This window comes from Microbacterium trichothecenolyticum (genome assembly GCF_030818955.1).
In the GTDB taxonomy this organism is placed as follows: domain Bacteria; phylum Actinomycetota; class Actinomycetes; order Actinomycetales; family Microbacteriaceae; genus Microbacterium; species Microbacterium trichothecenolyticum_B.
Genome location: NZ_JAUTBF010000001.1, coordinates 1295789 through 1318028, shown reverse-complemented (window position 1 = coordinate 1318028; position 22240 = coordinate 1295789). Strand labels below are relative to the sequence as shown.

The window sequence follows — 22240 nt, the reverse complement described above, 5'->3', positions numbered from 1 at the left end:
GAAGCCGCTCGTAGACTGGTCGCATGGAGACTCTCCCGTTCACCAAGGGCCACGGCACCGGCAACGACTTCGTGGTGTTCGCCGATCCCGACGGTGAGCTCGATCTCTCCGACGCGCAGGTGGCCGCGCTGTGCGACCGTCACTTCGGCGTCGGCGCCGATGGACTGCTGCGCGTCGTGCGCTCGGCGGCGATCGACGAGGGGCGCGAGGCGGCGGCGTCTGGCGCGGAGTGGTTCATGGACTACCGCAACGCCGACGGATCGAAGGCGGAGATGTGTGGCAACGGCACCCGCGTCTTCGCCCGCTACCTCACCGACACCGGCCTCGCCTCTATCGAGGCTGGCTTGCGCATCGGCACGCGGGCGGGTGTGAAGACCCTGACCCGCAGCGACCGCGGCTTCGAGGTCGATCTGGGTGTCTTCGCGGTCGAGCCGGATGAGACGCTCGTGCGCGCCAAGGGGCTGCCGGTCGCCCGCCCGGGCGTGGGGATCGACGTCGGCAACCCACACGTCGTCGTGGCCTTGTCGTCCGAGACCGAGCTCGACGGTCTCGACCTGGCATACCAGCCTGTGCTCGAGCCGGCGCCGCGCCACGGCGCCAACGTGGAGTTCGTCGTCCCGGCCGACCCGCTCGTGCGCGACGGGGTCGGAGCGATCCGTCTGCGCGTGTTCGAGCGCGGCGTCGGCGAGACGCTCAGCTGCGGCACGGGCGTGGCCGCCGCGGCGCTCGCCGTGCGGCACTGGGCCGGACCCGCCGCGCCCGACGTCTGGGGCGTCGACACCCCCGGCGGCACACTCGGTGTGCGGGTCGCCGACGGGCACGTCTTCCTGTCCGGTCCGGCGTCGCTCGTGTTCACCGGCGAGGTCGCGCTGGCCTGAGTCCGCGCGTCCTCACGCCGTGATCTCGCTCACACGTGGGCTTTCGGCATCCGGAGGCCCCCGTGGGGCTGTCCGGCTCAGACGATGACGTCGATGGGCTCACTCGGGGGCGAACCGTGGCGACGGACGCGCAGGACGCGGAACCCGCGGCCGGTCGCGGCGCGCTGCACACTGTATCCATCGGGGAACGTCGCCGCGAGCCACCGCTGCAGGGAGTCCGAGCCCAGGTTGCGCTGCACGACGAACCAGCCGTCACTGCGCTCGGTGAGGCGGGGGATCCAGTGCTCGAGCATCGCGTGCAGCTCGCTCTTGCCGACGCGGATCGGCGGGTTCGAGCGGATGGTGCGGAACGACACGTCGTCGGGAACATCCTCCGGCCGCACCGCGTTGATGTTGTCGAGGCCGAGGGACTGCGCGTTCCGCCTCACGAGATCGAGAGCACGCTCGTTGACGTCGACCGCCCACACGGTCGCGTGCGGTGACGCGAGCGCCAGCGACAGCGAGATCGGACCCCACCCGCACCCCAGGTCGAGGAAGTGCCCGCCGGCGGGAGGGGACGGGGTGTTGGCGAGCAGCACCGAGGTGCCGGCATCCACGTGGTCGGGACTGAAGACGCCGCCTGCCGTGACGACCTCGAACTCACGACCGGCGAGTGTCACACGGATGCGGCGGAGCTGCTCGGGACTCGACGGCGACGCGCTGAAGTAGTGCTCGCTCCCCATCACAGCAGGATATCGGACCGGCCCCTCGGGCGCCGGGACGGATAAAGTGCCAGAACGCGGGAACACCCGCGAACGAAAGGAACCCATGACCGAACAGACCACACCCCCGAGCACCGACGCGTCCCCGGTGGATCCGGTGGACCGCGTGCTTTCGCGCGCCGAAGCGCACCGCGGGGTCCGGGTCTTCGGTGCAGCGCAGGCGCTTCAGGATGCCACCACCGCCTACGGCGGCGACACGGACGGCGATCAGTGGGACCGCGAGGAGCGCGCCGCTCTCCGTCGCGTCGCCGGATTGTCGACCGAGCTCGAAGACGTCACCGAGGTCGAGTACCGCCAGCTGCGCCTCGAGAACGTCGTCCTGGTGGGCGTGCACCCCCAGGGCGAGCAGACGGATGCCGAGAACTCGCTGCGCGAGCTCTCCGCGCTGGCCGAGACGGCCGGTGCCGTCGTGCTCGACGGCGTGCTGCAGCGTCGCCCGCACCCCGATCCGGCGACCTACGTCGGTCGAGGCAAGGCCGCGGAGTTGCGCGACATCGTCGCCGCCGTCGGAGCGGACACCGTCATCGCCGACACCGAGCTGGCCCCCAGCCAGCGGCGCGCGCTCGAAGACGTCGTGAAGGTGAAGGTGATCGACCGCACGACGGTGATCCTCGACATCTTCAGTCAGCACGCGAAGAGCCGCGAGGGCAAGGCGCAGGTCGAACTCGCCCAGCTCGAATACCTCCTGCCGCGCTTGCGCGGGTGGGGTGATTCGATGTCGCGTCAGGCCGGTGGACAGGTCGGCGCGGGCGGTGCCGGTATGGGCTCGCGCGGACCCGGTGAGACGAAGATCGAGCTCGATCGCCGTCGTATCCGCACGCGCATGGCCCAGTTGCGCAAGCAGCTTCGCGACTTCGCCCCGGCCCGCGAGGCCAAGCGCGCCGAACGCAAGCGCCACACGATCCCCTCCGTCGCGATCGCCGGGTACACCAACGCCGGCAAGTCGAGCCTGCTGAACCGCCTCACGAGCGCCGGCGTCCTGGTTGAGAACGCGCTGTTCGCGACCCTGGATGCCACGGTCCGCCGCTCCGAGACGACCGACGGCCGCGTGTACACGCTGACCGACACGGTCGGCTTCGTGCGGAACCTCCCGCACCAGCTCGTCGAGGCGTTCCGCTCGACCCTGGAGGAGGTCGGCGACGCCGACGTCATCCTGCACGTGGTCGACGCATCGCACCCCGACCCCGCCGCGCAGCTGATGACGGTGCGCGACGTGATGGGCGATGTCGACGCGAACTTCGGGCACGAGATCGTCGTGTTCAACAAGGCCGACCTCGTGACCGACGACGAGCGTCTCGTTCTGCGCGGACTCGCGCCGAAGGCGATCTTCGTGTCGTCGCGGACGGGCGAGGGCATCGACGAGCTGCGTGCGGCGATCGAGGACGCCCTTCCGCTGCCCGCGGTCGAGGTGCAGGCGGTGGTCCCGTACGACCGCGGCGACCTCGTGTCGGCCGTGCACGAGAGCGGCCTCATCGTCGCGCAGGAGCACCGCGAGACGGGGACGTTCCTGCACGCCCACGTGGGTGCGCGCCTGGCGGCCGAACTCCAGCCGTTCGCGGCCTGAACCGCTGAGCCTGAAGACCCCGCCGACGTCGTGTCGGCGGGGTCTTTCGCGGGGGGACTGCTCCCTGGGACGGGTTTTCGATGGCGCAGCGATGTCTCTTGTCCCCTCGGCGGGGTCTCGCGGCGTGCACCGGAGAGGTCGGTCGGGCGGCGTCGAGCTCAATCGAGGTCGAGAGGGGGGATGCCCGGCGTCGCGAAGCCGAACACCGCGCCGAGGAAGCCCAATTCCCGCTGAAGCGAGTCGACGACCGTCTCGGCGCGACGGAAGCCGTGGCCTTCGCCCTCGTAGAGCACGTACGCGTGCGGGACTCCGTGCACGGCGAGAGCGTCACGGATGGCTTCGGCCTGCGACGGTGGCACGACGCGGTCTTCCGAGCCCTGCAGGATCAGCAAGGGCACCCGGAACCGCTCCGGGCGACTGAGCGGAGAGCGCTCGACGTACACCGATTCGGCCTCGGGCAGAGGCCCGATGAGCCCGTCGAGGTAGCGCGCCTCGAAGTCGTGCGTGTCTTCGGCGAGGGCGCGCGCATCGCCCACGCCGTAGCGCGAGATTCCCGCCGAGAACACGTCTGTCTTCGTGACCGCGGCCAGCACCGTCCACCCGCCCGCCGAGCCGCCCGCGATCGCGAGACGGCCGGGATCGGCGAGACCCGCGTCGGAGAGAGCGGATGCCGCCGCGGCGACGTCATCGACGTCGACCACGCCCCACTGGCCCTTCAGACGGTCGCGGTAGTCGCGCCCGTATCCCGTGGAACCCCCGTAATTGACGTCGAGAACCCCGATCCCGCGGCTCGTGAAGAACGCCGTCTTCGCGGTGGGTGCCGGTCCGACGTGCGACGTCGGCCCGCCGTGCACGAGCACGACGTACGGCGGACGCTCGCCCTCGGGGGCGACGACGCCGGGGTTCGTCGGGGCATAGGCGAAAGCGTGTACCGGACCGTGCGGCCCATCGGTCTCGAGCGACCGGGCCGTCGGCATCCACTCGTCGCCCCAGGAGCCCGATCCACCGGTGACGAGGTCGACCGCGCCGGTGTCGAGATCGACCAGCCAGAGGCCGGAGCTCCCGTGGGCGTCGGCGCCCGACACCAGCGCGCGGTGGTCGCGGACATCGTCGATGGCTGCCCCGGCGACCGCGGGGACATCGAGCGGGCGCACCCCCGAGGGGGCGATCTCGACGATCTCGTCTGACCCGTTGGTGCGCACCGCTACGATCCGGCCGCCGACGGTCGCGCCGAACCACCGCGTCCCGAGCACCCAGAGCCCCCCGCCTGTATCGGCGTCGGCGGGAGCGACCGGCTCGGCCTCGCCGTGCAGGGGTTGGCGGAAGAGGTTCCAGCGCCCCTCGGGATCGTCGGCGTACAACAGTTCGTCGTTCGCCATCCACACCGGCTGCAGAGGAGCGCGCTGGTCGCCGCCGGCGATCTCGCGCACGGCACCCGTCTCGAGGTCGGCGACCCGGATGCTCGTGGCGTCCCATGGCATGGCGGGGTGGTTCCACGCGACCCAGGCGAGGTGACGACCGTCGGGCGACAGCGCGGGTTGCGCGAGGAAGTCGCTGCCCGCGGCGAGCACCTCGGCGCCGCCCTCGCCGTCGAGCGCGAGACGGACGATCGCGCGGGCGGGAACACGGCCCTCGCCGTGCGTCTCGCGGACGGCGAGCAGCGAGCCGTGCTCGAAGCGCAGGCCGCCGTGGCGGACGGCATCGTCGGGCGCGGTCAGCGCGCGCACCTCGCCGCCCGGTCGCAGGGCGTACACCCGCTGGTCGGTCTTCTCGACGTAGAACAGCTCGCCGTCGTCGGATGCCGTCCACGCCCCGCCGCCGTACTCGTGCACGGCGGAGCGGGCGTTCGCGGGAGCCGGCAGCACCGTCTCGACGCGGCCGTCGGTCAGGCGGCGCTTCACCGCGACCCGCCCCGCCTCGGCGGGCACCGACTCGCCCCACCACACCTCGTCGCCGACGAGGAGGGCGCTGTCGACGCGCGGCGACGACTGCGCCACGGACTCGGGGCTGATGGGCGACGGCCAGGAACCGTAGGGGAGGGTGTCTGCCATGACTCCAGCCTAGGGACGGCCTCCGACATACGCCCATCCGGCCGGGCGCGGGCTTGAGACCGCGGCACCCGCCGGCCTCGACGGTGCACCCCGGTGCGGACGGTCGGGCAAACACGGGAGCTTCGTTCGCCCCCCCCGGGGCGGTGTCTCTCAGGCGCGGGGCGGGCTGGGGGTGGCGGGCACAGCATCCGCCGCCCCGGCACGCCGCCGCACCAGGACGACGACGACCGCCCCGATCCCCATGACGACGCCGGTTGCCAGCACGACCCCCGTCGACCCCATGAGCCCGGAGAACACCTGGCGCAGGAGGGCATCGACGCCGGCGGGGTCGAGGCCCGCGGCATCGGTGGAGCGGCGGGCGAGCGCCGTGGCGACGACGCTTCCCCAGAGCACGAGAGCCGACCCGACGACCAGTGCGCCACCGGCACCGGCCACGGCCGCTCCGCGCCGAGGAGCCGCGATCACTCCGCCGACCAGCAGGAGCGCCACGACGATCGGCGCGATGACACCCGCGACGGTCGCGGCGGCATAGCCCGCGCGCAGCGCCCCGAGCGCCGTGCCGTCGCTGACGATCACGACCTCGTCGATCGGCGGGATCATCCCCGCGACGATCGATTTCTCGGCATCCATCCGCTGGACGATCGCCGCGACGATCCCACCCACCTGCACACCGAGCCCGTCGGGCGTCTGCACGATGATGCCGCCGCCGTCCGAGGTGGCCCCGAAGACGATCGAGCGATGAGCGCCGCGCACGGCGTTCGACCAGATGTCGTCGAACTGCGCAGACCGCACGACGTCGGCCACCGCGTCCTGGGTGAGCGAGCGCAACCGGTCGGCCGTCGGTCGGGCCAACAGGCCGAGAACGCGCGCCGCCGCCGGCGGCAGGCCGAGCGACGACAGGGCGTCGACCCCACCCGACGCGAGAGCGGCGAAGTCGACGCGCACGGCGATGGCATCCGTCGCCTCGTCGATCACGAGGTTCTGGACGTTCGGGTCGGACGACAACGGCCCGAGCGTGGCGACGAACGACTCCTCGTCCACGAGCTGCACGCGCGCCCACGAGAGCACCAGAGCCGGCGCGAGCGCGAGCGCGGCGATCGTCAGGAGAACGAGGGATGCCACGCTGCGCGCGACGACGCCGCGCGGCGACGGTCGTCTGTCCGTCGTCGGTGTCGATGAGGCGCCGTCGAAGACCATGGCGCCATTGTGGCGTGTGGGGGCGAAACGCGTCAGACGGCGCGCAGCACGGCGACGACGCGTCCGAGGACGACGGCCTCATCGCCCAGGATGGGTTCGAACGCGCTGTTGCGGGGGAGCAGCCACGTGTGGCCGTCGCGACGACGGAACGTCTTGACCGTGGCCTCGCCGTCGAGCATCGCTGCCACGATCTCGCCGTTCTCGGCGTTCGCCTGCGACCGAACGACGACCCAGTCGCCGTCGCAGATGGCCGCGTCGATCATGGAGTCGCCCGAGACCTTCAGCATGAACAGCTCGCCCTTGCCCACGAGCTGGCGGGGGAGGGGGAAGATCTCCTCGACCTGCTGATCGGCGGTGATCGGTATGCCCGCGGCGATTCTGCCCACCAGGGGAACCAGGGCCGCGTCGCCCAGAGCCGGAGCGGTGTCGGCCGGGTTCTCGGCGGCGGCGCCGGGAAGGTCGATGAGCACCTCCATAGCGCGGGTCTTTCCGGGGTCGCGGCGCAGGTATCCGCTGAGCTCGAGCTGGTTCAGCTGGTGCGTCACGCTCGACAGCGACTTGAGGCCGACGGCGTCGCCGATCTCGCGCATGCTCGGGCGGGTAGCCGTGGCGGGCGATGGATCGCTGGATGACCTCGAGGATCGCGAGCTGCTTGTCGCTGAGGTTCTTCCGCCGACGGGTCTGCGGTCGTTCCCGCCCGGCGGCGGTCGTCGCGTCGGTCATCTGGGCTCCCCTCACGCCGCGGGAAGGGCGGCGGAAATTCGAATGTCGGAGGTTGGTGATGAGGTCTCCGTGTCGAAACCGTATCCGGTGAACGACCCGAATGACATGGAGCCTCACGCGTGTCGCGTTCGATTCGTCTCCGACAGCAGCCGGTGTTGACACTCGAAAGTATCGAAGATAGGTTCGGAATACAGATTCGCACCACCGCCCTCCCGGCCGAGGGCGGGGTGCGAATCTCTCCCCACCAAGGAGCACACCATGAGCAGCATCGCCCTCACCGCCCCCACGACCCGCCTGCGCATCACGGCGCGCGGTCGCCGCGTCGTCGCCTTCCTGGTCGCCCTTCCACTCGCCGTGGCGCTCGGAATCGCCGCGGTCGGAGGGGGTGCGGCGCTCGCCTCGGGCGACGCCGGCGCTCCCGCCGGATCGTTCACCGAGATCACGGTCATGAGCGGCGAGACCCTGTGGTCCATCGCCGAAGACATCGCCCCTTCGGCCGACCCGCGTGACGTCGTCGCCGAGATCACCCGCCTCAACGCCCTCCAGGGCGGTGCGGTGTCGGCCGGTCAGCGCATCGCGATCCCCGCCGAGTACGCGCAGGCCGGTTGATCACGCGTCGTGCTGCGTGAGCCGTTCGACGGTGCGCCGCCTACGATGGGTGAGGTGACCGTACGCCTCGACGACCTTCCTCTTCGCGACGATCTGCGGGGCATGACCCCGTATGGAGCCCCGCAGGCCGCTCTGCCGGTGGCGCTCAACGTCAACGAGAACACGCATCCGGTTCCCTCGGAGGTGGCGGATGACATTCTCGACGCCGTGGCTCGGGCTCTCCGAGACGTCAACCGTTACCCCGACCGCGAGTTCACCGCGCTCCGCGAAGCTTTCGCGGGATACCTCGGGCACGGTCTGCGCCCGGAGCAGATCTGGGCCGCCAACGGGTCGAACGAGGTGCTGCAGCACATCCTGCAGGCGTTCGGCGGACCGGGACGCACGGCGATGGGGTTCGCGCCCACCTACTCGATGTATCCGATCCTTACGCGTGCGACGGGAGCCCGATGGGTCGCGGGGGAGCGGGAGCACGACTTCACGCTCAGCGCCGACGCCGCCGCCGCCCAGGTGCGCGAGCAGCGGCCCGACATCGTCTTCCTATGCGCGCCGAACAACCCCACCGGCACCCCTCTGCGGCTCGACGTCATCGAGGCGGTCTATGACGCGACCGACGGCATCGTGATCGTCGACGAAGCGTACGAGGAGTTCGCCCCCCGCGACGAGCCTTCCGCGGTCTCGCTTTTGCCCGAGCGACCGCGTCTGGTCGTCTCGCGAACGATGAGCAAGGCGTTCGCGTTCGCGGGCGCGCGCGTGGGTTACCTCGCCGCCCACCCGGCGGTGGTCGACGCTCTTCGTCTCGTGCGCCTGCCGTACCACCTCAGCGCCCTCACCCAGGCCGCCGCGACCGCCGCGCTCGCGCACGCCGACACCATGCTCTCGATGGTCGACGACATCGTCGCCCAGCGCGATCGCATCTCGGCCACCGTCTCGGCCCTCGGATACACCGCCCACGAGTCGTGGACCAATTTCGTCCTGTTCGGCGGCGTCGACGACCCGGCCGCCACGTGGAAGGCCCTGTACGACCGCGGCGTACTCATCCGCGACGTCGGAATCGCGCACCACCTGCGCGTCACCGCGGGTACGGCCGACGAGACCACCGCGTTCCTCGACGCCCTCGCCTCGGTAGGATCGCGCTCATGACCGGCCCCGCCACGCCCCGCACCGCTTCGCTCACCCGCGAGACGAGCGAGTCCCACATCGAGCTCGAGCTCGACCTCGACGGTCGCGGTGCCAGCGACATCCAGACGACGGTGCCGTTCTTCGACCACATGCTCACGGCCTTCGCGAAGCACTCGCTGACAGACCTGCGCGTACGCGCCACCGGTGACACCCACATCGATGCCCACCACACGGTGGAGGACACCTCGATCGTGCTGGGGCAGGCCATTCGCCACGCGCTCGGCGACAAGTCGGGTATCGCACGGTACGGCGACGCCCTCGTTCCCCTCGATGAAGCCCTCGCGCAGGCCGTGGTCGACATCAGCGGCCGACCCTACCTCGTGCACACCGGCGAACCGGCCGGCTTCGAGCACCACCTCATCGGCGGTCACTTCACCGGCTCGCTCGTGCGTCACTCGTTCGAGGCCATCTCGATCCACGCCGGTCTCACGGTTCATGTCCGCGTGCTGGGCGGGCGCGACCCGCACCACATCGCCGAGGCCGAGTACAAGGCCTTGGCCCGTGCGTTCCGCCAGGCCAAGGCGCTCGACCCGCTGGTCGACGGCATCCCGAGCACCAAGGGCGCGCTGTGACGGGCAAGCCGGTCGTCGCCGTCCTCGACTACGGATCGGGCAACGTCCACTCCGCGGTGAAGGCCCTGATCGAAGCCGGGGCCGACGCTCGCCTCACCTCGGATCGATCCCTCCTGCTCGACGCCGACGGACTGCTGGTGCCGGGCGTCGGCGCCTTCCGCGCCGTCATGGACGCTCTCACCGACAGCCGCGGCGGCGAGATCATCGATCGCAGGCTCGCCGGTGGCCGCCCGGTGCTCGGCATCTGCGTCGGGATGCAGGTGATGTTCGACCGCGGTGTCGAACGCGGCACCGACACCCCGGGGTTGGGGGAGTGGCCGGGAACGGTCGCCGAGCTGCAGGCTCCGGTGCTGCCGCACATGGGCTGGAACACCGTCTCCGTGGGCGAGGGATCCCGCCTGTTCGACGGCATCGAGAACGAGCGTTTCTACTTCGTGCACTCGTACGGCGCGCAGGACTGGTCGCTCGAGGTCACGCCCCCGTTCCCGCAACCGTCCGTGACGTGGTGCACCTACGGAGCCCCGTTCATCGCGGCGGTCGAGAACGGACCGCTCGCGGCGACGCAGTTCCACCCGGAGAAGTCGGGCGAAGCCGGCATCCGACTGTTGTCCAATTGGATCGACGGGCTGCGCACGACTACTGTGTGACCTCGTGCCCAGGCTCGGCGAGATGCGCCGGCGGGTGCGAGGAGCCATGAACGATTTCGCGTCCACGCCCGAACTTGTGCTGCTTCCGGCGGTCGATGTCGCCGACGGCAAGGCCGTCCGCCTGACTCAGGGAGAAGCCGGTACCGAGACCAGCTACGGCGACCCCGTCGATGCCGCCGCGGACTTCGCCCGCCAGGGCGCGCAGTGGATCCACCTCGTCGACCTCGACGCAGCCTTCGGCCGCGGCAGCAACGCCAACGTGATGCGCAAGGTCATCAAGCAGGTCAAGGGCGTGCAGGTCGAGCTGTCGGGCGGCATCCGCGACGACCGTTCGCTCGAGGCGGCGCTCGAGAGCGGCGCGAGCCGCATCAATCTCGGCACCGCGGCGCTGGAGAACCCCGAGTGGGCGGCCGACGTCATCAACCGCTACGGCGAGGCCATCGCCGTCGGCCTCGACGTGCGCGGCACCACCCTCGCCGCCCGTGGCTGGACGCGCGACGGCGGCGACCTCTGGACCGTGCTCGAGCGTCTCGAAGACGCGGGCTGCAGCCGCTACGTCGTCACCGACGTGACGAAGGACGGCACGCTGCGCGGACCCAACATCGAGCTGCTGCGCGAGTTGACCCAGCGCACCCCGAAGCCGATCGTCGCTTCGGGTGGCGTGTCGAGCCTCGACGACATCGCGGCGCTGCGCGATCTCGTGCCCCTCGGCGTCGAGGGCGCCATCGTCGGCAAGGCGCTCTACGCGGGCCAGTTCACGCTCGCTGAGGCACTGGATGTCGCCGGACGCTGACGATCCCCACGGCCACGGCCGACACGGCGGCGACCCGCCTGGCGAGCGATCGCACGGCGATCGGTCGCACGCGCACGGTCACCACGCCGACCCCGCCCACGCGGACTCCGCCGGCGTCCCCTGGGAGGGACGCAGCTTCCAGGCGAACCCGCACTCCGGCGACGACGGCGCGGCCGACCCCGCGCTGCTCGCCGCGCTCCTGGCGTTTCGTGCCGGCGCCGGCGACGCCCGCGCGGTCGTTGACGCGTACCGCGACGCGCGTCTGCTGATCCCTCTCGTCGCCGAGAAGGGCGATCACGGCGTCGGTGTGCACGGTCTCGAGGTGGACAAGACGCAGGAGCTGTCGATCGTGACGGTGGCCGCCCCCGACGGTCGCAAGGTGCTACCGGTCTTCACCTCGGTGACGGCCTTGCAGCGATGGGATGCCGCGGCGCGCCCGGTGCCGGCGGACGGGCGGCGCACGGCGTTGGCAGCCGCCAACGAGGACACCGAGTTGATCGTGGTCGACCCGGCCTCGGAGACGGAGTTCGTCATCCGTCGCCCCGCCGTCTGGGCGATCGCGCAGGGAGAGGCGTGGGAGCCCGCCCACACGTCGCCCGCGATCTTCACCGGTCTGCAGGAGAGCATCTCGGGAGAGCTCGCCGTGCTCGACCTCGCCGTCGAGCCGGGTGACCCGACGGGACGCCTCCGGGGCCCGGAGCTGGTGGTGCATCTGCAGCTCATGTCCGGGCTCGAGCAGGAGGAATTGGATGCCGTGCTGGCGCGCATCGCCCGCCGCTGGGCGGCCGACGACCGCATCGCCGTCCTCGTCGATTCCCTGACGGTGAAGCTGCACCGCAGCACTGACGCCTGACCCCCCGCCCGCCTCGAACGCCGGCGGCGGTCGACCTCGTGAGAACAGGACATTCGTCAAGAACAGGTCGTTTCCCGCCCGTGCGACCTGTTCTCACGGCATCCCCTGTTTTCGGGTGGCCCGCTCCCACGGCATCCCCCTGTCCTCGCGCCAGCCACCCCGACGGGCGCGCCGCCCCGAAGCGGAGGGCGCGAGGATGCCGACTCCCCGGGCGATCGGGACCGTGTCCGCCTCATTCCTCAGCGGGGGACACAGAGCAGTCGTTTCGCGGCAGGGGCGCCCGAATCACCGATTTACGTGACCGGCCCCGTCCACTTCTCGCCGGGTCCCTTGCCGATCGGGTCGGGGATGACGGAGGCCTCGCGGAACGCCAACTGCAGCGACCGCAGGCCGTCGCGCAGCGAGCGGGCGTGCATGTCGCTGATCTCGGGGGCTCCGGCGGTGATGAGACCGGCGAGGGCGTTGATGAGCTTGCGGGCTTCGTCGAGGTCGAGTTGCTGCGCGGGATCGTCAGCGAGGCCCGTCTTGACGGCGGCGGCGCTCATGAGGTGGACGGCGGCCGTGGTGATGACCTCGACAGCCGGGACGTCGGCGATGTCGCGGGTGGCCGAAGACGCGGCGCGCTCCTGCTCCTCCCAGCGTGCGAGCCGTTCGTCTTCGCTCCCGTGGCGGTGCGCGGAGTGGTCGTCGGCGGGCTGTTCGGGGGGGATCGTGTCCACGTGCATCTCTCTGCTAGACTGTGGCGGGCTTCGGAGTGTCTCACTCCGTACGAAAGAGGATCACATCCCACCCGCGCTTGCCGCTCCAGGCTACCGGGTTCCCGCACTCCGCTCCGTTTCGCACGGGGTCGTCTGGGTGCAGAAGCCGGTGCTCGCAGCACCGTGCCGGGTGGCGTGTTTCTCCTCTTCGCCCGCGATTTCCCTGAATCGCGGCGGCCACCACCCGCACACAAGAGGAGTCCCGCATCAGCGATCCCCGCACCAACGAGCGCATCCGAGTCCCGGAGGTCCGTCTCGTCGGACCCAACGGCGAGCAGGTCGGCATCGTCCGCATCGAAGCTGCGCTGCGTCTGGCACAGGAAGCGGACCTCGACCTGGTCGAGGTTGCGCCGAGCTCGAAGCCGCCCGTGGTCAAGATCATGGATTACGGCAAGTTCAAGTACGAGGCCGCGCAGAAGGCCAAAGAGACGCGTCGTAACCAGGCCAACACGGTCCTCAAAGAGGTCCGGTTCCGCCTGAAGATCGAGGCCCACGACTACATCACCAAGCTCAAGCGCGCCGAGGGCTTCCTCCAGGCGGGCGACAAGGTGAAGGCCATGATCCTGTTCCGCGGTCGTGAGCAGTCGCGTCCCGAGCAGGGTGTGCGCCTGCTCCGCAAGTTCGCCGAAGACGTCGCCGAGTTCGGCACGGTCGAGTCGAACCCCACGATCGACGGCCGCAACATGGTCATGGTGGTCGCTCCTCACAAGAACAAGTCCGAGGTCAAGACCGAGCAGAACGCGCAGCGCGCGGCGAACCGCGAGGCTGCGCGCAGCGCCGCTCGTGGCGACTCGGCCCCGGAAGCCCAGCCCACCTCGGCCCCCGCCGAGTAAGCTCCCCGACTCCCGCCCCGCCGGGAACATCAACGAAGGAAGACAGATGCCGAAGCAGAAGACCCACTCGGGTGCCAAGAAGCGCTTCAAGCTCACCGGTAGCGGCAAGCTCATGAAGCAGCAGGCCGGCATGCGCCACAACCTCGAAGGCAAGGCCTCGAAGCGCACCCGCCGCCTGAACCAGGAGCAGGTCCTGGCCGCTGGTGACGCGAAGGTCGCCAAGAAGCTCCTCGGCCTCTGAGCGCCGACGCACGTTAGGAAGAATGAGAAATGGCTAGAGTCAAGCGGGCAGTAAACGCCCACAAGAAGCGTCGCGTCATCCTGGAGCGCGCCTCCGGTTACCGCGGTCAGCGTTCGCGCCTGTACCGCAAGGCCAAGGAGCAGGTCACCCACTCCCTGGTCTACGCGTACCGCGACCGTCGTAAGCGCAAGGGCGACTTCCGTCGTCTGTGGATCCAGCGCATCAACGCGGCATCGCGTCAGAACGGCCTCACGTACAACCGCTTCATCCAGGGCCTCGGCCTCGCGGGTGTGCAGGTCGACCGTCGCATGCTCGCCGAGCTCGCCGTGAACGAGCCCGCCGTGTTCGCCTCGCTCGTCGCGACGGCCAAGGCTGCGCTGCCCACCGACGTCAACGCTGCCAAGACCGCGTAAGACACGTCTTCCGTCGAAACGGGCGTCCTCTCCGGAGGGCGCCCGTTTCCACGTTCGCGCGCGGCTTCCGCGGATCGCATGCCGCCGGGGCCATACACTGAGTCCGTGCTGGAGAACCCCCGTTCGCCCCGGGTGCGCGCCGTGGCGAAACTCAGCAAGCGCGCCGCCCGTCAAGAGACCGGTCTGTTCCTGCTCGAGGGGCCGCAGGCAGCGCGCGAGGCCCTCGCGTGGGCGCCCGAGACGGTTCTCGAGCTGTACGCGACCCCCACGGCGCTCGAGAAGCACGGCGACGTGCGCGAGGCCGCCGAGGCGGCCGGTCTCGACCTGCAGTACACGACCGAGGCGGTGCTGGATGCCATGGCCGACACCGTGACGCCCCAGGGGATCGTCGCCGTCGCCCGGCAGTCGCCCACCGCGCTGAAAGACGTCCTCGCTCCCGGTCCTCGCCTGATCGCCATCTGCGAGGAGGTGCGCGACCCGGGCAATCTCGGCACCATCATCCGGGCCGCGGACGCAGCGGGCGCAGACGCGGTGATCTTGACCGGCCGCACGGTCGACCCGTACAACCCCAAGGTCGTTCGCTCCACGACCGGTTCCCTGTTCCATCTCCCGGTCGTCGTCGACGTGGAGCTGGCCGATGTCGTCGGTCGGGTGCGCGAGGCGGGGGTGCGCGTCGTCGCCGCCGACGTCGACGGCGGTGACTTCCTGGCATCCCGTGACGTGCTCGCCGAGCCGACGGCGTGGTTGTTCGGCAACGAGGCGAGGGGTCTCGACGATGCCGCCCTCGCGCACGCCGACCTCGCTCTGCGCCTTCCGATCTACGGACGGGCGGAGTCGCTGAACCTCGCGACGGCCGCGAGCGTCTGCCTCTACGAGACCGCTTTCGCGCAGCGCGCGGGGTGAGCTCGCTGTTACAGAACGGTTAAGGCGCGCGCCGCGGAGTGGTCACGCCCACATCATCCTCATAGGGTGAGGACATGGCATCCGTTCCCCCGGCGGGCTCCGAGCCCCTTGTCGTCGTTTCCGATGTGCAGAAGCACTACGGGCAGTTCCAGGCCCTGAAGGACATCGACCTCACCGTCGACCGTGGCGAGGTCGTCGTCGTCATCGGACCCTCGGGGTCGGGGAAGTCGACGCTGTGCCGCACGATCAACCGGCTCGAGACAATCACCAGCGGCTCGATCACGATCGATGGCAAGGAGCTCCCCAAGGAGGGGAGGGGCCTGGCCGAGCTGCGCGCCGACGTGGGCATGGTCTTCCAGTCCTTCAATCTCTTCGCCCACCTCACGATCCTCGAGAACGTCACGCTCGGACCCATCAAGGTCCGCAAGATGAAGAAGGCGGATGCCGAGAAGGAGGCGCGGGCGCTCCTCGACCGCGTGGGCGTCGGACACCAGGCCGACAAGCTGCCCGCGCAGCTCTCGGGCGGTCAGCAGCAGCGCGTCGCCATCGCCCGGGCCCTCGCGATGAAGCCGAAGGTCATGCTCTTCGACGAGCCCACCTCGGCGCTCGACCCCGAGATGATCAACGAGGTCCTCGACGTGATGGTGGGCCTCGCCGCCGACGGCATGACGATGATCGTCGTGACCCATGAGATGGGCTTCGCCCGCAAAGCCGCGAACCGGGTGGTCTTCATGGCCGACGGTCAGATCGTGGAGCAGGCGGCGCCCGAGCAGTTCTTCACGGCTCCCGAGTCCGATCGGGCCAAGGACTTCCTCTCGAAGCTCATCACGCACTGAGACACACCGTGACGGCGACGAACGAGGAGGTTCACCGGCCGTACAGCAACGTCACCGTTCCCCCCGGAGATCTTGCGCGCCGTCACCGACGACCCATATCCGCACAGCACACGTAACCAAGGAGACATCACATGCGTAAGACACGTTTTCTCGCCGGCGCGAGCATCGTCGCCGCCGGCCTGCTGGCCCTGACCGCCTGCAACAGCGGCACCCCCGGCGCGGCCCCCGGCGCCGACGGCGGCGCCTCCAGCACCCAGCTGTGGGAGGTCGCCTCCGACGTCTCGCTCGACGGCAGCCCCACCTACGAGCGCATGGTGTCGGCCGACAAGGTCGTCGTCGGCGTGAAGGAGGACCAGCCCGGCCTCGGCTTCAAGGACCCGATCAGCGGTGAGCGCAGCGGCTTCGACGTCGAGATCGCGCAGTGGATCGCGGCCTCGCTCGGCTTCGACGCCGACAAGATCGAGTACAAGACGATCCCCTCGGCCAACCGCGAGCAGGAGCTGGTCAACGGCAACATCGACTACTACGTGGGCACGTACTCCATCACCGACAAGCGCAAGCAGCAGATCGACTTCGCCGGCCCGTACCTGATCACCGGTCAGGGCCTGCTCGTCGCCGCCGACAACGAGGACATCACCGGCCCCGACGACCTCGCGGGCAAGATCGTCTGCTCGGTCACCGGCTCCACGCCGCTGCAGCGCATCCGCGACGAGTACTCGCCCGGCGACACCGTCGAGTACGACACCTACACGCAGTGCCTCGAGCAGCTGCGCGCCGGTTCCGTCGACGCCGTGACCACCGACCAGGCCATCCTCGCCGGCTACGTCGCGCAGGAGCCCGACGCCTTCAAGATCGCCGGCGACACCTTCAGCGAGGAGCGCTACGGCGTCGGCCTGCCCAAGGGCGACACCGTGCTGAAGGACCACATCAACACCCTCTTCAACGACGGTGGCGAGGTCTGGACCGCGCTGTTCGAGAAGAACCTCGCGCCCGCCGGCATCGCCGGCGAGCAGCCGACCGCCGACGAGTGATCCGTTCGGGGGCGGTGCGTCCGACCGGATCGCGCCGCCCCCGAATCCCTCCTTCGAGATAAGGACCACGCATGGGTGTCATCACCGACAACCTCGACATCTGGGGCGAAGCGCTCGTCGGCACACTGGTGCTGTTCTTCGCAGGCGGCGCCCTCGCGCTGATCCTCGGCATCATCGTCGGCGCGATGCGCGTCTCACCCGTGCCGATCGCCCGCGGCGTCGGCACCTTCTACGTCAGCGCGATCCGCAACACCCCGCTGACCCTCGTCTTCTTCGCGTTCGTCTTCGCCCTGCCGCCGCTGTTGGGTCTACGCCTCACGGGCGACGTCTCCCTGACGCTGGGCATCTGCGCCCTCGGGATCTACACGGCGACCTACGTCGCCGAGGCCATCCGCTCGGGCGTCAACACGGTGCCCGTCGGCCAGGCGGAGGCGGCGCGCGCACTGGGGCTGAGCTTCGGGCAAGTCATGTCGCTCGTCGTGCTCCCGCAGGCGTTTCGGTCGGTGATTCCCCCGATGGTGAGCGTCTTCATCGCCCTGCTGAAGAACACCACCGTCGCCGCGGGGTTCTCGATCGTGAACCTGGGCTCGGTGCGCAACTACCTCAGTGAGCGCGGCGAGAACGCGTTCGTCGTCATCCTGTGGATCATGGTGGCCTTCGTCGCGCTCGTGCTGCTGCTCTCCTGGCTGCAGCGAACGCTCGAGAACCGATGGAGGGTCGCCCGATGAGCAGCGTCCTGTACGACGTCCCCGGCCCCAAGGCCATCGTGCGCAACCGCGTGCTAGGAGTGGTGACGATTCTCGTCGTGCTCGCCATCGTGGGGTTCTTCGTGTGGCGGCTCGCCGACACGGGCCAGTTCACCGCGCAGAAGTGGTCGGCCTTTACCTACACCAACGTGTGGATGGACATCCTCAAGGCCACCGGGGCCACGCTTGCGGCCTTCGCCGCGGCGGCGGTCGGTGCTCTGGCGCTCGGGTTCGTGCTGGCCATCGGACGCCTGTCCGACCACAGGTGGGTGCGCTGGCCGTTCACGGCCGTGATCGAGCTGTTCCGTGCGATCCCGGTGCTGGTCTTCATGTTCCTGCTGTATTACGGCTTCCCGGTCATCGGCATCCGGATGGAGCCGTACTGGGCGGTGGTCATCGCCCTCGTCTGCTACAACGGGTCGGTGCTCGCCGAGGTCATCCGCGCCGGCGTCGAGTCGCTCCCGCGCGGACAGGCCGAGGCCGGGTACGCCATCGGCCTGCGCAAGGCCGGCGTCATGCGCCTCGTTCTTCTGCCGCAGGCCGTGCGGGCCATGATGCCCGTGATCATCGCGCAGCTCGTCGTGACTCTGAAGGACACGGCGCTCGGATTCGTCATCACGTACCCCGAGCTGCTGTTCTACGCCAAGTACATCGGCGCGCAGCCGACCGTCGGCTCGCCCATCGTGCCGGCGACCATCATCGTCGGCGCGATCTACATCGCGCTGTGCCTGCTGCTGTCGTTCGTGGCGACGCTCGTCGAAAAGCGCCTGCGTCGATCGCCGCGCGGTGACGTTGCGGCCCCGGTGCAGCCGCTGCAGCAGGGCGCGACCGACACGTCGCTCATCGTCGCCCAGCGCGGTGGAGCGGGCGCGGCCGTCTGAGTCGGATCGACGGGCGGGGGAGTGTCCCCGCCCGTCGGTAGACTTTGTTCTCGTGTCCGACGCACCCGAGATCACCCCCGAGGCCGTCGCCTCCGCCGTCGATGCCGCTCTCGCGGCCATCGCCGCGGCCGCGACCACGGCCGAGTTGAAAGCCGCCCGCTCCGCGCACACCGGTGAGCAGTCCGCCCTCGCGCGGCTGAACGCCCAGATGCGCTCCGTCGCGCCCGACCAGAAGGCCGTGTTCGGCAAGCTCGTCGGCCAGGCCCGCGGGCAGGTCAACCAGGCGCTCGCAGCCCGTGAGACCGAACTCGCCGAGGCCGAGACGGCCGCCAAGCTCGAGGCCGAGCGCATCGACGTCACGGCCCTGCCGCAGCGCGCGCGCGTGGGAGCTCGGCATCCGATCTCGCTCCTGCAGGAGCAGGTGTCCGACATCTTCGTCGGCATGGGGTGGGAGATCGCAGAGGGCCCCGAGCTCGAGCACGAGTGGTTCAACTTCGACGCGCTGAACTTCGACGTCGACCACCCGGCCCGCCAGATGCAGGACACGTTCTTCGTCGACCCCGTGGCGCGCCACCTGGTGCTGCGCACGCACACGAGCCCCGTGCAGGTGCGCTCGATGCTCGAGCGCGACCTGCCGATCTACGTGCTCTGCCCGGGTCGGGTGTACCGCACCGACGAGTTCGACGCGACGCACCTGCCGGTGTTCACGCAGTTCGAGGGTCTCGTCGTCGACAAGGGCATCACGATGGCCCACCTCAAGGGCACCCTCGACCACGCCGCGCGCGTGCTGTTCGGGCCCGAGGCCAAGACGCGCTTCCGCGCCAACTTCTTCCCGTTCACCGAGCCGAGTGCCGAGCTCGACCTGTGGCATCCCACCTTCAAGGGCGGGGCGCGATGGATCGAGTGGGGCGGCTGCGGCATGGTGAACCCCAACGTCCTGCGGGCCGCCGGCATCGACCCCGAGGAGTACTCGGGCTTCGCGTTCGGCATGGGCATCGAGCGCACGCTCATGTTCCGCAGCGACGTGCAAGACATGCGCGACATGGCCGAGGGCGATGTGCGCTTCAGCGAGCAGTTCGGAATGGTGGTCTGATGCGCGTCCCGCTCTCCTGGTTGCGCGAGTACGTCGATGTGCCCGCGGATGCCACACCCGACGACGTTCTCGCAGCCCTCGTGTCCGTCGGCTTCGAAGAGGAGGACGTGCACCGCTTCGAGCTGTCGGGCCCCATCGTCGTCGGCGAGGTGAAGGAGTTCACCCCCGAGCCGCAGTCCAACGGCAAGACCATCCGCTGGTGCCAGATCGACGTCGGCGAAGAGCACGGGGGCGTGCGCGGCATCGTGTGCGGTGCCTCGAACTTCTTCGAGGGCGACAAGGTCGTGGTGACCCTGCCGGGCTCTGTGCTGCCCGGGCCGTTCCCCATTGCCGCCCGCAAAACCTACGGGCACGTCTCCGACGGCATGATCGCCTCGGCGAAGGAGCTGGGCCTCGGCAGCGAGCATTCCGGCATCCTGCGTCTGGTGGATCTCGGCATCGACGCGCCCGTCGGAACGGATGCCATCGCGCTGCTGGGCCTCGACGACATCGCCGTCGAGATCAACGTCACGCCCGACCGCGGCTACGCGCTGTCGCTGCGCGGCGTCGCCCGCGAGTACGCGCACGCCACGGGCGCCGACTTCCGCGACCCCGGTACGGGGCACGACGAGGCGGTCGCGCGCACGCCCGAGGGCTTCCCGATCACGGTCGACGATCGCGCGCCGATCCGCGGCCGCGACGGCGCCACCGAGTTCGTCGCGCGGATCGTGCGCGACGTCGACCCGTCGCGTCCGACGCCGCCGTGGATGATCACGCGCCTCTCGCTGGCCGGCATCCGCTCGCTCGGCGTGCTCATCGACATCACCAACTACGTGATGCTCGAGCTCGGGCAGCCGATCCACGGCTACGACCTCGACCGCCTGCAGGGCGGCATCACGGTGCGCCGCGCAGAGCAGGGCGAGAAGCTCGAGACGCTCGACGGTCAGGTGCGCACGCTCCACGCCGAGGACCTGCTCATCACCGACGAGTCGGGTCCGATCGGTCTCGCCGGCGTCATGGGCGGCGGGCCGACCGAGATGAGCGATGCGACGCGCAACGTGCTCATCGAGGCGGCGACGTTCGACCAGGTGTCGATCGCCCGCACGGCGCGCCGTCACAAGCTCCCCTCCGAGGCGTCGCGGCGCTTCGAGCGCGGCGTCGACCCGCTCGTGCCGTACGTCGCGGCCGAGCGCGTGGCCTCGCTGATGGTGGAGCTGGCCGGGGGAACGCTCGACACCGAGCTCGGGGGATCGCTGGCGGCCGAGTACCGTCGCGATCCCCTCACCCTGCCCGCCGGTTTCGTCTCGGGCCTCATCGGCGTCGACTACACCGACGACGAGACCGTGTCGGCGCTGCGTCTGATCGGTTGCGCCGTCGAGGCGCGCGAGGCCGGCTGGGCGGTCGTGCCCCCGTCGTGGCGTCACGATCTCACCGACAAGTGGACGCTCGCCGAAGAGGTCGCACGTATCGAGGGGTACGACCGCATCCCCTCGGTGCTGCCGACCCCGCCGTCCGGTCGCGGACTCACCGCGGCGCAGCAGGGGCGTCGCCGCGTGGCCAACGCCCTGGCATCCGCCGGGTTCGTCGAGACGCCGTCGTTCCCGTTCACCGCGGAGGAGCAGAACGCGCTGCACGGTTCGCCGTCGGGCGAGAAGCTGCCGAGCGTGAAGCTCGCCAACCCGCTCGACGGTCTCGCGCCGTTCCTGCGTCGCTCGCTGGTGCCGGGCCTGTTGCAGGTTGCGCACCGCAACGTCGCGCGCGGCATCACCGATCTCGCACTGTTCGAGGTCGGCACGGTATTCCTGCCCAAGCCGGGCGTGCAGTACGGCACCGCGTCGGTTCCGCCGCTGGCGGTGCGACCGGATGCCGCGACCCTGACGGCTCTGGATGCCTCGATCCCGCCGCAGCGCCGGCACGTCGCCGTGCTGCTCACCGGAAACACGGTGGCCAAGCAGCCCGGCCAGGCGGCGATCGCGGCCGACCTGGCCGACGCCGTGGACGCCGTGCGCGTGCTCACCGCCGCCGCCGGTCTCGACATCGAGCTCGTGCAGGCGCAGCGCGCGGCGCTGCACCCGGGCCGCACCGCGCGTGTGCTGGCCGGGGGACAGGACATCGGCTACGTCGGCGAGGTCCTGCCCGCCGTGTCGGCCGACGCCGACCTGCCGGGGCGCGTCCTCGTGGCCGAGCTCGACCTCGACGCGATGCTCGATCTCGCCCAGGCGCGCGTGGTCGCGGCATCCCTCTCCGAATTCCCGGCGGCGACGCAGGACGTGTCGTTGACGGTTCCCGTCGACGTGGCCGCGGGCGCCGTGCGCGCGGCGTTGATCGAGGGCGGTGCGCCGCTGCTCGAGGGCGCCCGCCTCGTCGACGACTACCGCGGCACCGGTCTCGCCGACGGCGTGAAGAGTCTGACGTTCGCGCTGCGTTTCCGCGCCGACGATCGCACGCTCACGGCGGCGGAGGCAACCGAGGCGAAACTCGCGGGCGTGGCCGTGGCGGCCGAGCGTTTCGGCGCGGCCATCCGCGACTGACACGTGATCGACCGGAGCGCCGGGGGCGGGAGCCCGCGGCGCTCCGGCGTCTGCGTATCGAGGGAGGGGACCGGGGATTTGCCCCGGCACGTTCGCTGCCGGTAATCTCGCCCCATGTCGTCGATCATCGTTCGTACCGAGGCGCTCTTCGTGAGCACCGGTGACGAG

At 70.3% G+C, this 22240-nt stretch carries 22 protein-coding genes and 1 pseudogene; 18 read left to right on the top strand and 5 right to left on the bottom strand.

The annotated features are described in order from the left end of the window. The first annotated feature begins 23 nt into the window (after window positions 1-23). A complete protein-coding gene (gene dapF, locus QE412_RS06340) occupies window positions 24-878 on the top strand; it encodes a diaminopimelate epimerase (protein ID WP_307481331.1) in 855 nt (284 codons plus the stop codon). A 77-nt stretch (window positions 879-955) separates the two neighbouring features. Here dapF and QE412_RS06335 read toward each other — a convergent pair whose 3' ends face one another. Next, on the bottom strand, window positions 956-1600 hold the full coding sequence (locus QE412_RS06335) for a class I SAM-dependent methyltransferase (RefSeq protein ID WP_307481330.1): 645 nt from the start codon (window positions 1598-1600) through the stop codon (window positions 956-958). An 85-nt stretch (window positions 1601-1685) separates the two neighbouring features. Here QE412_RS06335 and hflX point away from each other — a divergent pair, with 85 nt between their 5' ends. After that, on the top strand, window positions 1686-3203 hold the full coding sequence (hflX, locus tag QE412_RS06330; RefSeq protein ID WP_307481328.1) for a GTPase HflX: 1518 nt from the start codon (window positions 1686-1688) through the stop codon (window positions 3201-3203). Between the two features lie 158 nt (window positions 3204-3361). Here the strand turns inward: hflX and QE412_RS06325 are convergent, their stop codons facing one another. From QE412_RS06325 to lexA, 3 genes and pseudogenes are all read right to left on the bottom strand, one after another. Beyond that, on the bottom strand, window positions 3362-5254 hold the full coding sequence (locus QE412_RS06325; RefSeq protein ID WP_307481327.1) for a S9 family peptidase: 1893 nt from the start codon (window positions 5252-5254) through the stop codon (window positions 3362-3364). A 150-nt stretch (window positions 5255-5404) separates the two neighbouring features. Next, window positions 5405-6451 carry a hypothetical protein gene (locus tag QE412_RS06320; protein WP_307481325.1) on the bottom strand — a complete coding sequence of 349 codons (1047 nt, stop codon included), beginning with the start codon at window positions 6449-6451 and terminating at the stop codon, window positions 5405-5407. Window positions 6452-6483: 32 nt separating this feature from the next. Then, window positions 6484-7174, bottom strand: a pseudogene (gene lexA, locus QE412_RS06315) (transcriptional repressor LexA). A 258-nt stretch (window positions 7175-7432) separates the two neighbouring features. On the opposite strand from lexA, the gene QE412_RS06310 reads away from it, so the two are divergent. Genes QE412_RS06310 through QE412_RS06285 form a run of 6 tightly spaced genes read left to right on the top strand, consistent with a single transcriptional unit; the run spans window position 7433 to window position 11827 of the window. Then, window positions 7433-7783, top strand: a complete 351-nt coding sequence (locus tag QE412_RS06310) for a LysM peptidoglycan-binding domain-containing protein (protein WP_307481322.1) — start codon at window positions 7433-7435, stop codon at window positions 7781-7783. 45 nt (window positions 7784-7828) lie between these two features. Continuing rightward, window positions 7829-8923 carry a histidinol-phosphate transaminase gene (locus QE412_RS06305; RefSeq protein ID WP_307481320.1) on the top strand — a complete coding sequence of 365 codons (1095 nt, stop codon included), beginning with the start codon at window positions 7829-7831 and terminating at the stop codon, window positions 8921-8923. Further along, window positions 8920-9534 carry an imidazoleglycerol-phosphate dehydratase HisB gene (gene hisB / locus QE412_RS06300; RefSeq protein ID WP_307481318.1) on the top strand — a complete coding sequence of 205 codons (615 nt, stop codon included), beginning with the start codon at window positions 8920-8922 and terminating at the stop codon, window positions 9532-9534. The genes QE412_RS06305 and hisB overlap by 4 nt, the downstream gene beginning before the upstream one ends. Further along, window positions 9531-10181 carry an imidazole glycerol phosphate synthase subunit HisH gene (gene hisH, locus QE412_RS06295; protein ID WP_307481316.1) on the top strand — a complete coding sequence of 217 codons (651 nt, stop codon included), beginning with the start codon at window positions 9531-9533 and terminating at the stop codon, window positions 10179-10181. The genes hisB and hisH overlap by 4 nt, the downstream gene beginning before the upstream one ends. A gap of 46 nt (window positions 10182-10227) precedes the next feature. Continuing rightward, window positions 10228-10974, top strand: a complete 747-nt coding sequence (gene priA / locus QE412_RS06290) for a bifunctional 1-(5-phosphoribosyl)-5-((5-phosphoribosylamino)methylideneamino)imidazole-4-carboxamide isomerase/phosphoribosylanthranilate isomerase PriA (protein ID WP_307481314.1) — start codon at window positions 10228-10230, stop codon at window positions 10972-10974. Then, entirely contained in the window at window positions 10958-11827 is an 870-nt protein-coding gene (locus QE412_RS06285; RefSeq protein WP_307481312.1) for an SseB family protein, read from the top strand. The genes priA and QE412_RS06285 overlap by 17 nt, the downstream gene beginning before the upstream one ends. A gap of 293 nt (window positions 11828-12120) precedes the next feature. On the opposite strand, the gene QE412_RS06280 is transcribed toward QE412_RS06285, so the two are convergent. Continuing rightward, a complete protein-coding gene (locus tag QE412_RS06280; protein ID WP_373426534.1) occupies window positions 12121-12552 on the bottom strand; it encodes a DUF1844 domain-containing protein in 432 nt (143 codons plus the stop codon). A 239-nt stretch (window positions 12553-12791) separates the two neighbouring features. On the opposite strand from QE412_RS06280, the gene infC reads away from it, so the two are divergent. The 10 genes from infC to pheT all read left to right on the top strand — a co-directional run bounded on the left by infC (window position 12792) and on the right by pheT (window position 22072). Then, window positions 12792-13418, top strand: a complete 627-nt coding sequence (gene infC / locus QE412_RS06275) for a translation initiation factor IF-3 (protein ID WP_307487049.1) — start codon at window positions 12792-12794, stop codon at window positions 13416-13418. A 46-nt stretch (window positions 13419-13464) separates the two neighbouring features. Beyond that, window positions 13465-13659, top strand: a complete 195-nt coding sequence (rpmI, locus tag QE412_RS06270) for a 50S ribosomal protein L35 (protein WP_307481307.1) — start codon at window positions 13465-13467, stop codon at window positions 13657-13659. Window positions 13660-13688: 29 nt separating this feature from the next. Further along, on the top strand, window positions 13689-14072 hold the full coding sequence (gene rplT, locus QE412_RS06265; RefSeq protein ID WP_307481305.1) for a 50S ribosomal protein L20: 384 nt from the start codon (window positions 13689-13691) through the stop codon (window positions 14070-14072). Window positions 14073-14177: 105 nt separating this feature from the next. Then, window positions 14178-14975, top strand: coding sequence for a TrmH family RNA methyltransferase (locus QE412_RS06260; protein ID WP_307481303.1), 798 nt, complete (start codon window positions 14178-14180; stop codon window positions 14973-14975). Between the two features lie 74 nt (window positions 14976-15049). Next, window positions 15050-15811 (top strand): amino acid ABC transporter ATP-binding protein, encoded by a 762-nt coding sequence (locus tag QE412_RS06255; protein WP_307481301.1) that lies wholly within the window; start codon window positions 15050-15052, stop codon window positions 15809-15811. A gap of 131 nt (window positions 15812-15942) precedes the next feature. After that, window positions 15943-16842, top strand: a complete 900-nt coding sequence (locus QE412_RS06250; protein WP_307481299.1) for a glutamate ABC transporter substrate-binding protein — start codon at window positions 15943-15945, stop codon at window positions 16840-16842. A 71-nt stretch (window positions 16843-16913) separates the two neighbouring features. After that, window positions 16914-17570, top strand: a complete 657-nt coding sequence (locus QE412_RS06245) for an amino acid ABC transporter permease (protein ID WP_307481297.1) — start codon at window positions 16914-16916, stop codon at window positions 17568-17570. Further along, window positions 17567-18469, top strand: coding sequence for an amino acid ABC transporter permease (locus QE412_RS06240; RefSeq protein ID WP_307481295.1), 903 nt, complete (start codon window positions 17567-17569; stop codon window positions 18467-18469). The genes QE412_RS06245 and QE412_RS06240 overlap by 4 nt, the downstream gene beginning before the upstream one ends. Before the next feature lie 52 nt (window positions 18470-18521). Next, window positions 18522-19562, top strand: a complete 1041-nt coding sequence (gene pheS / locus QE412_RS06235; protein WP_307481293.1) for a phenylalanine--tRNA ligase subunit alpha — start codon at window positions 18522-18524, stop codon at window positions 19560-19562. Then, window positions 19562-22072 (top strand): phenylalanine--tRNA ligase subunit beta, encoded by a 2511-nt coding sequence (gene pheT / locus QE412_RS06230; RefSeq protein ID WP_307481291.1) that lies wholly within the window; start codon window positions 19562-19564, stop codon window positions 22070-22072. Before pheS ends, pheT begins: the two co-directional genes overlap by 1 nt. Window positions 22073-22240: the final 168 nt, after the last annotated feature.

Excerpts from the sequence above, each read along its gene's own strand:
- dapF (WP_307481331.1), top strand. The coding sequence starts at position 24 with ATGGAGACTCTCCCGTTCACCAAGGGCCACGGCACCGGCAACGACTTC.
- QE412_RS06335 (WP_307481330.1), bottom strand. The coding sequence starts at position 1,600 with ATGGGGAGCGAGCACTACTTCAGCGCGTCGCCGTCGAGTCCCGAGCAG.
- hflX (WP_307481328.1), top strand. The coding sequence starts at position 1,686 with ATGACCGAACAGACCACACCCCCGAGCACCGACGCGTCCCCGGTGGAT.
- QE412_RS06325 (WP_307481327.1), bottom strand. The coding sequence starts at position 5,254 with ATGGCAGACACCCTCCCCTACGGTTCCTGGCCGTCGCCCATCAGCCCC.
- QE412_RS06320 (WP_307481325.1), bottom strand. The coding sequence starts at position 6,451 with ATGGTCTTCGACGGCGCCTCATCGACACCGACGACGGACAGACGACCG.
- QE412_RS06310 (WP_307481322.1), top strand. The coding sequence starts at position 7,433 with ATGAGCAGCATCGCCCTCACCGCCCCCACGACCCGCCTGCGCATCACG.
- QE412_RS06305 (WP_307481320.1), top strand. The coding sequence starts at position 7,829 with ATGGGTGAGGTGACCGTACGCCTCGACGACCTTCCTCTTCGCGACGAT.
- hisB (WP_307481318.1), top strand. The coding sequence starts at position 8,920 with ATGACCGGCCCCGCCACGCCCCGCACCGCTTCGCTCACCCGCGAGACG.
- priA (WP_307481314.1), top strand. The coding sequence starts at position 10,228 with ATGAACGATTTCGCGTCCACGCCCGAACTTGTGCTGCTTCCGGCGGTC.
- QE412_RS06285 (WP_307481312.1), top strand. The coding sequence starts at position 10,958 with ATGTCGCCGGACGCTGACGATCCCCACGGCCACGGCCGACACGGCGGC.
- QE412_RS06280 (WP_373426534.1), bottom strand. The coding sequence starts at position 12,552 with ATGCACGTGGACACGATCCCCCCCGAACAGCCCGCCGACGACCACTCC.
- rpmI (WP_307481307.1), top strand. The coding sequence starts at position 13,465 with ATGCCGAAGCAGAAGACCCACTCGGGTGCCAAGAAGCGCTTCAAGCTC.
- rplT (WP_307481305.1), top strand. The coding sequence starts at position 13,689 with ATGGCTAGAGTCAAGCGGGCAGTAAACGCCCACAAGAAGCGTCGCGTC.
- QE412_RS06255 (WP_307481301.1), top strand. The coding sequence starts at position 15,050 with ATGGCATCCGTTCCCCCGGCGGGCTCCGAGCCCCTTGTCGTCGTTTCC.
- QE412_RS06250 (WP_307481299.1), top strand. The coding sequence starts at position 15,943 with ATGCGTAAGACACGTTTTCTCGCCGGCGCGAGCATCGTCGCCGCCGGC.
- QE412_RS06245 (WP_307481297.1), top strand. The coding sequence starts at position 16,914 with ATGGGTGTCATCACCGACAACCTCGACATCTGGGGCGAAGCGCTCGTC.
- QE412_RS06240 (WP_307481295.1), top strand. The coding sequence starts at position 17,567 with ATGAGCAGCGTCCTGTACGACGTCCCCGGCCCCAAGGCCATCGTGCGC.
- pheT (WP_307481291.1), top strand. The coding sequence starts at position 19,562 with ATGCGCGTCCCGCTCTCCTGGTTGCGCGAGTACGTCGATGTGCCCGCG.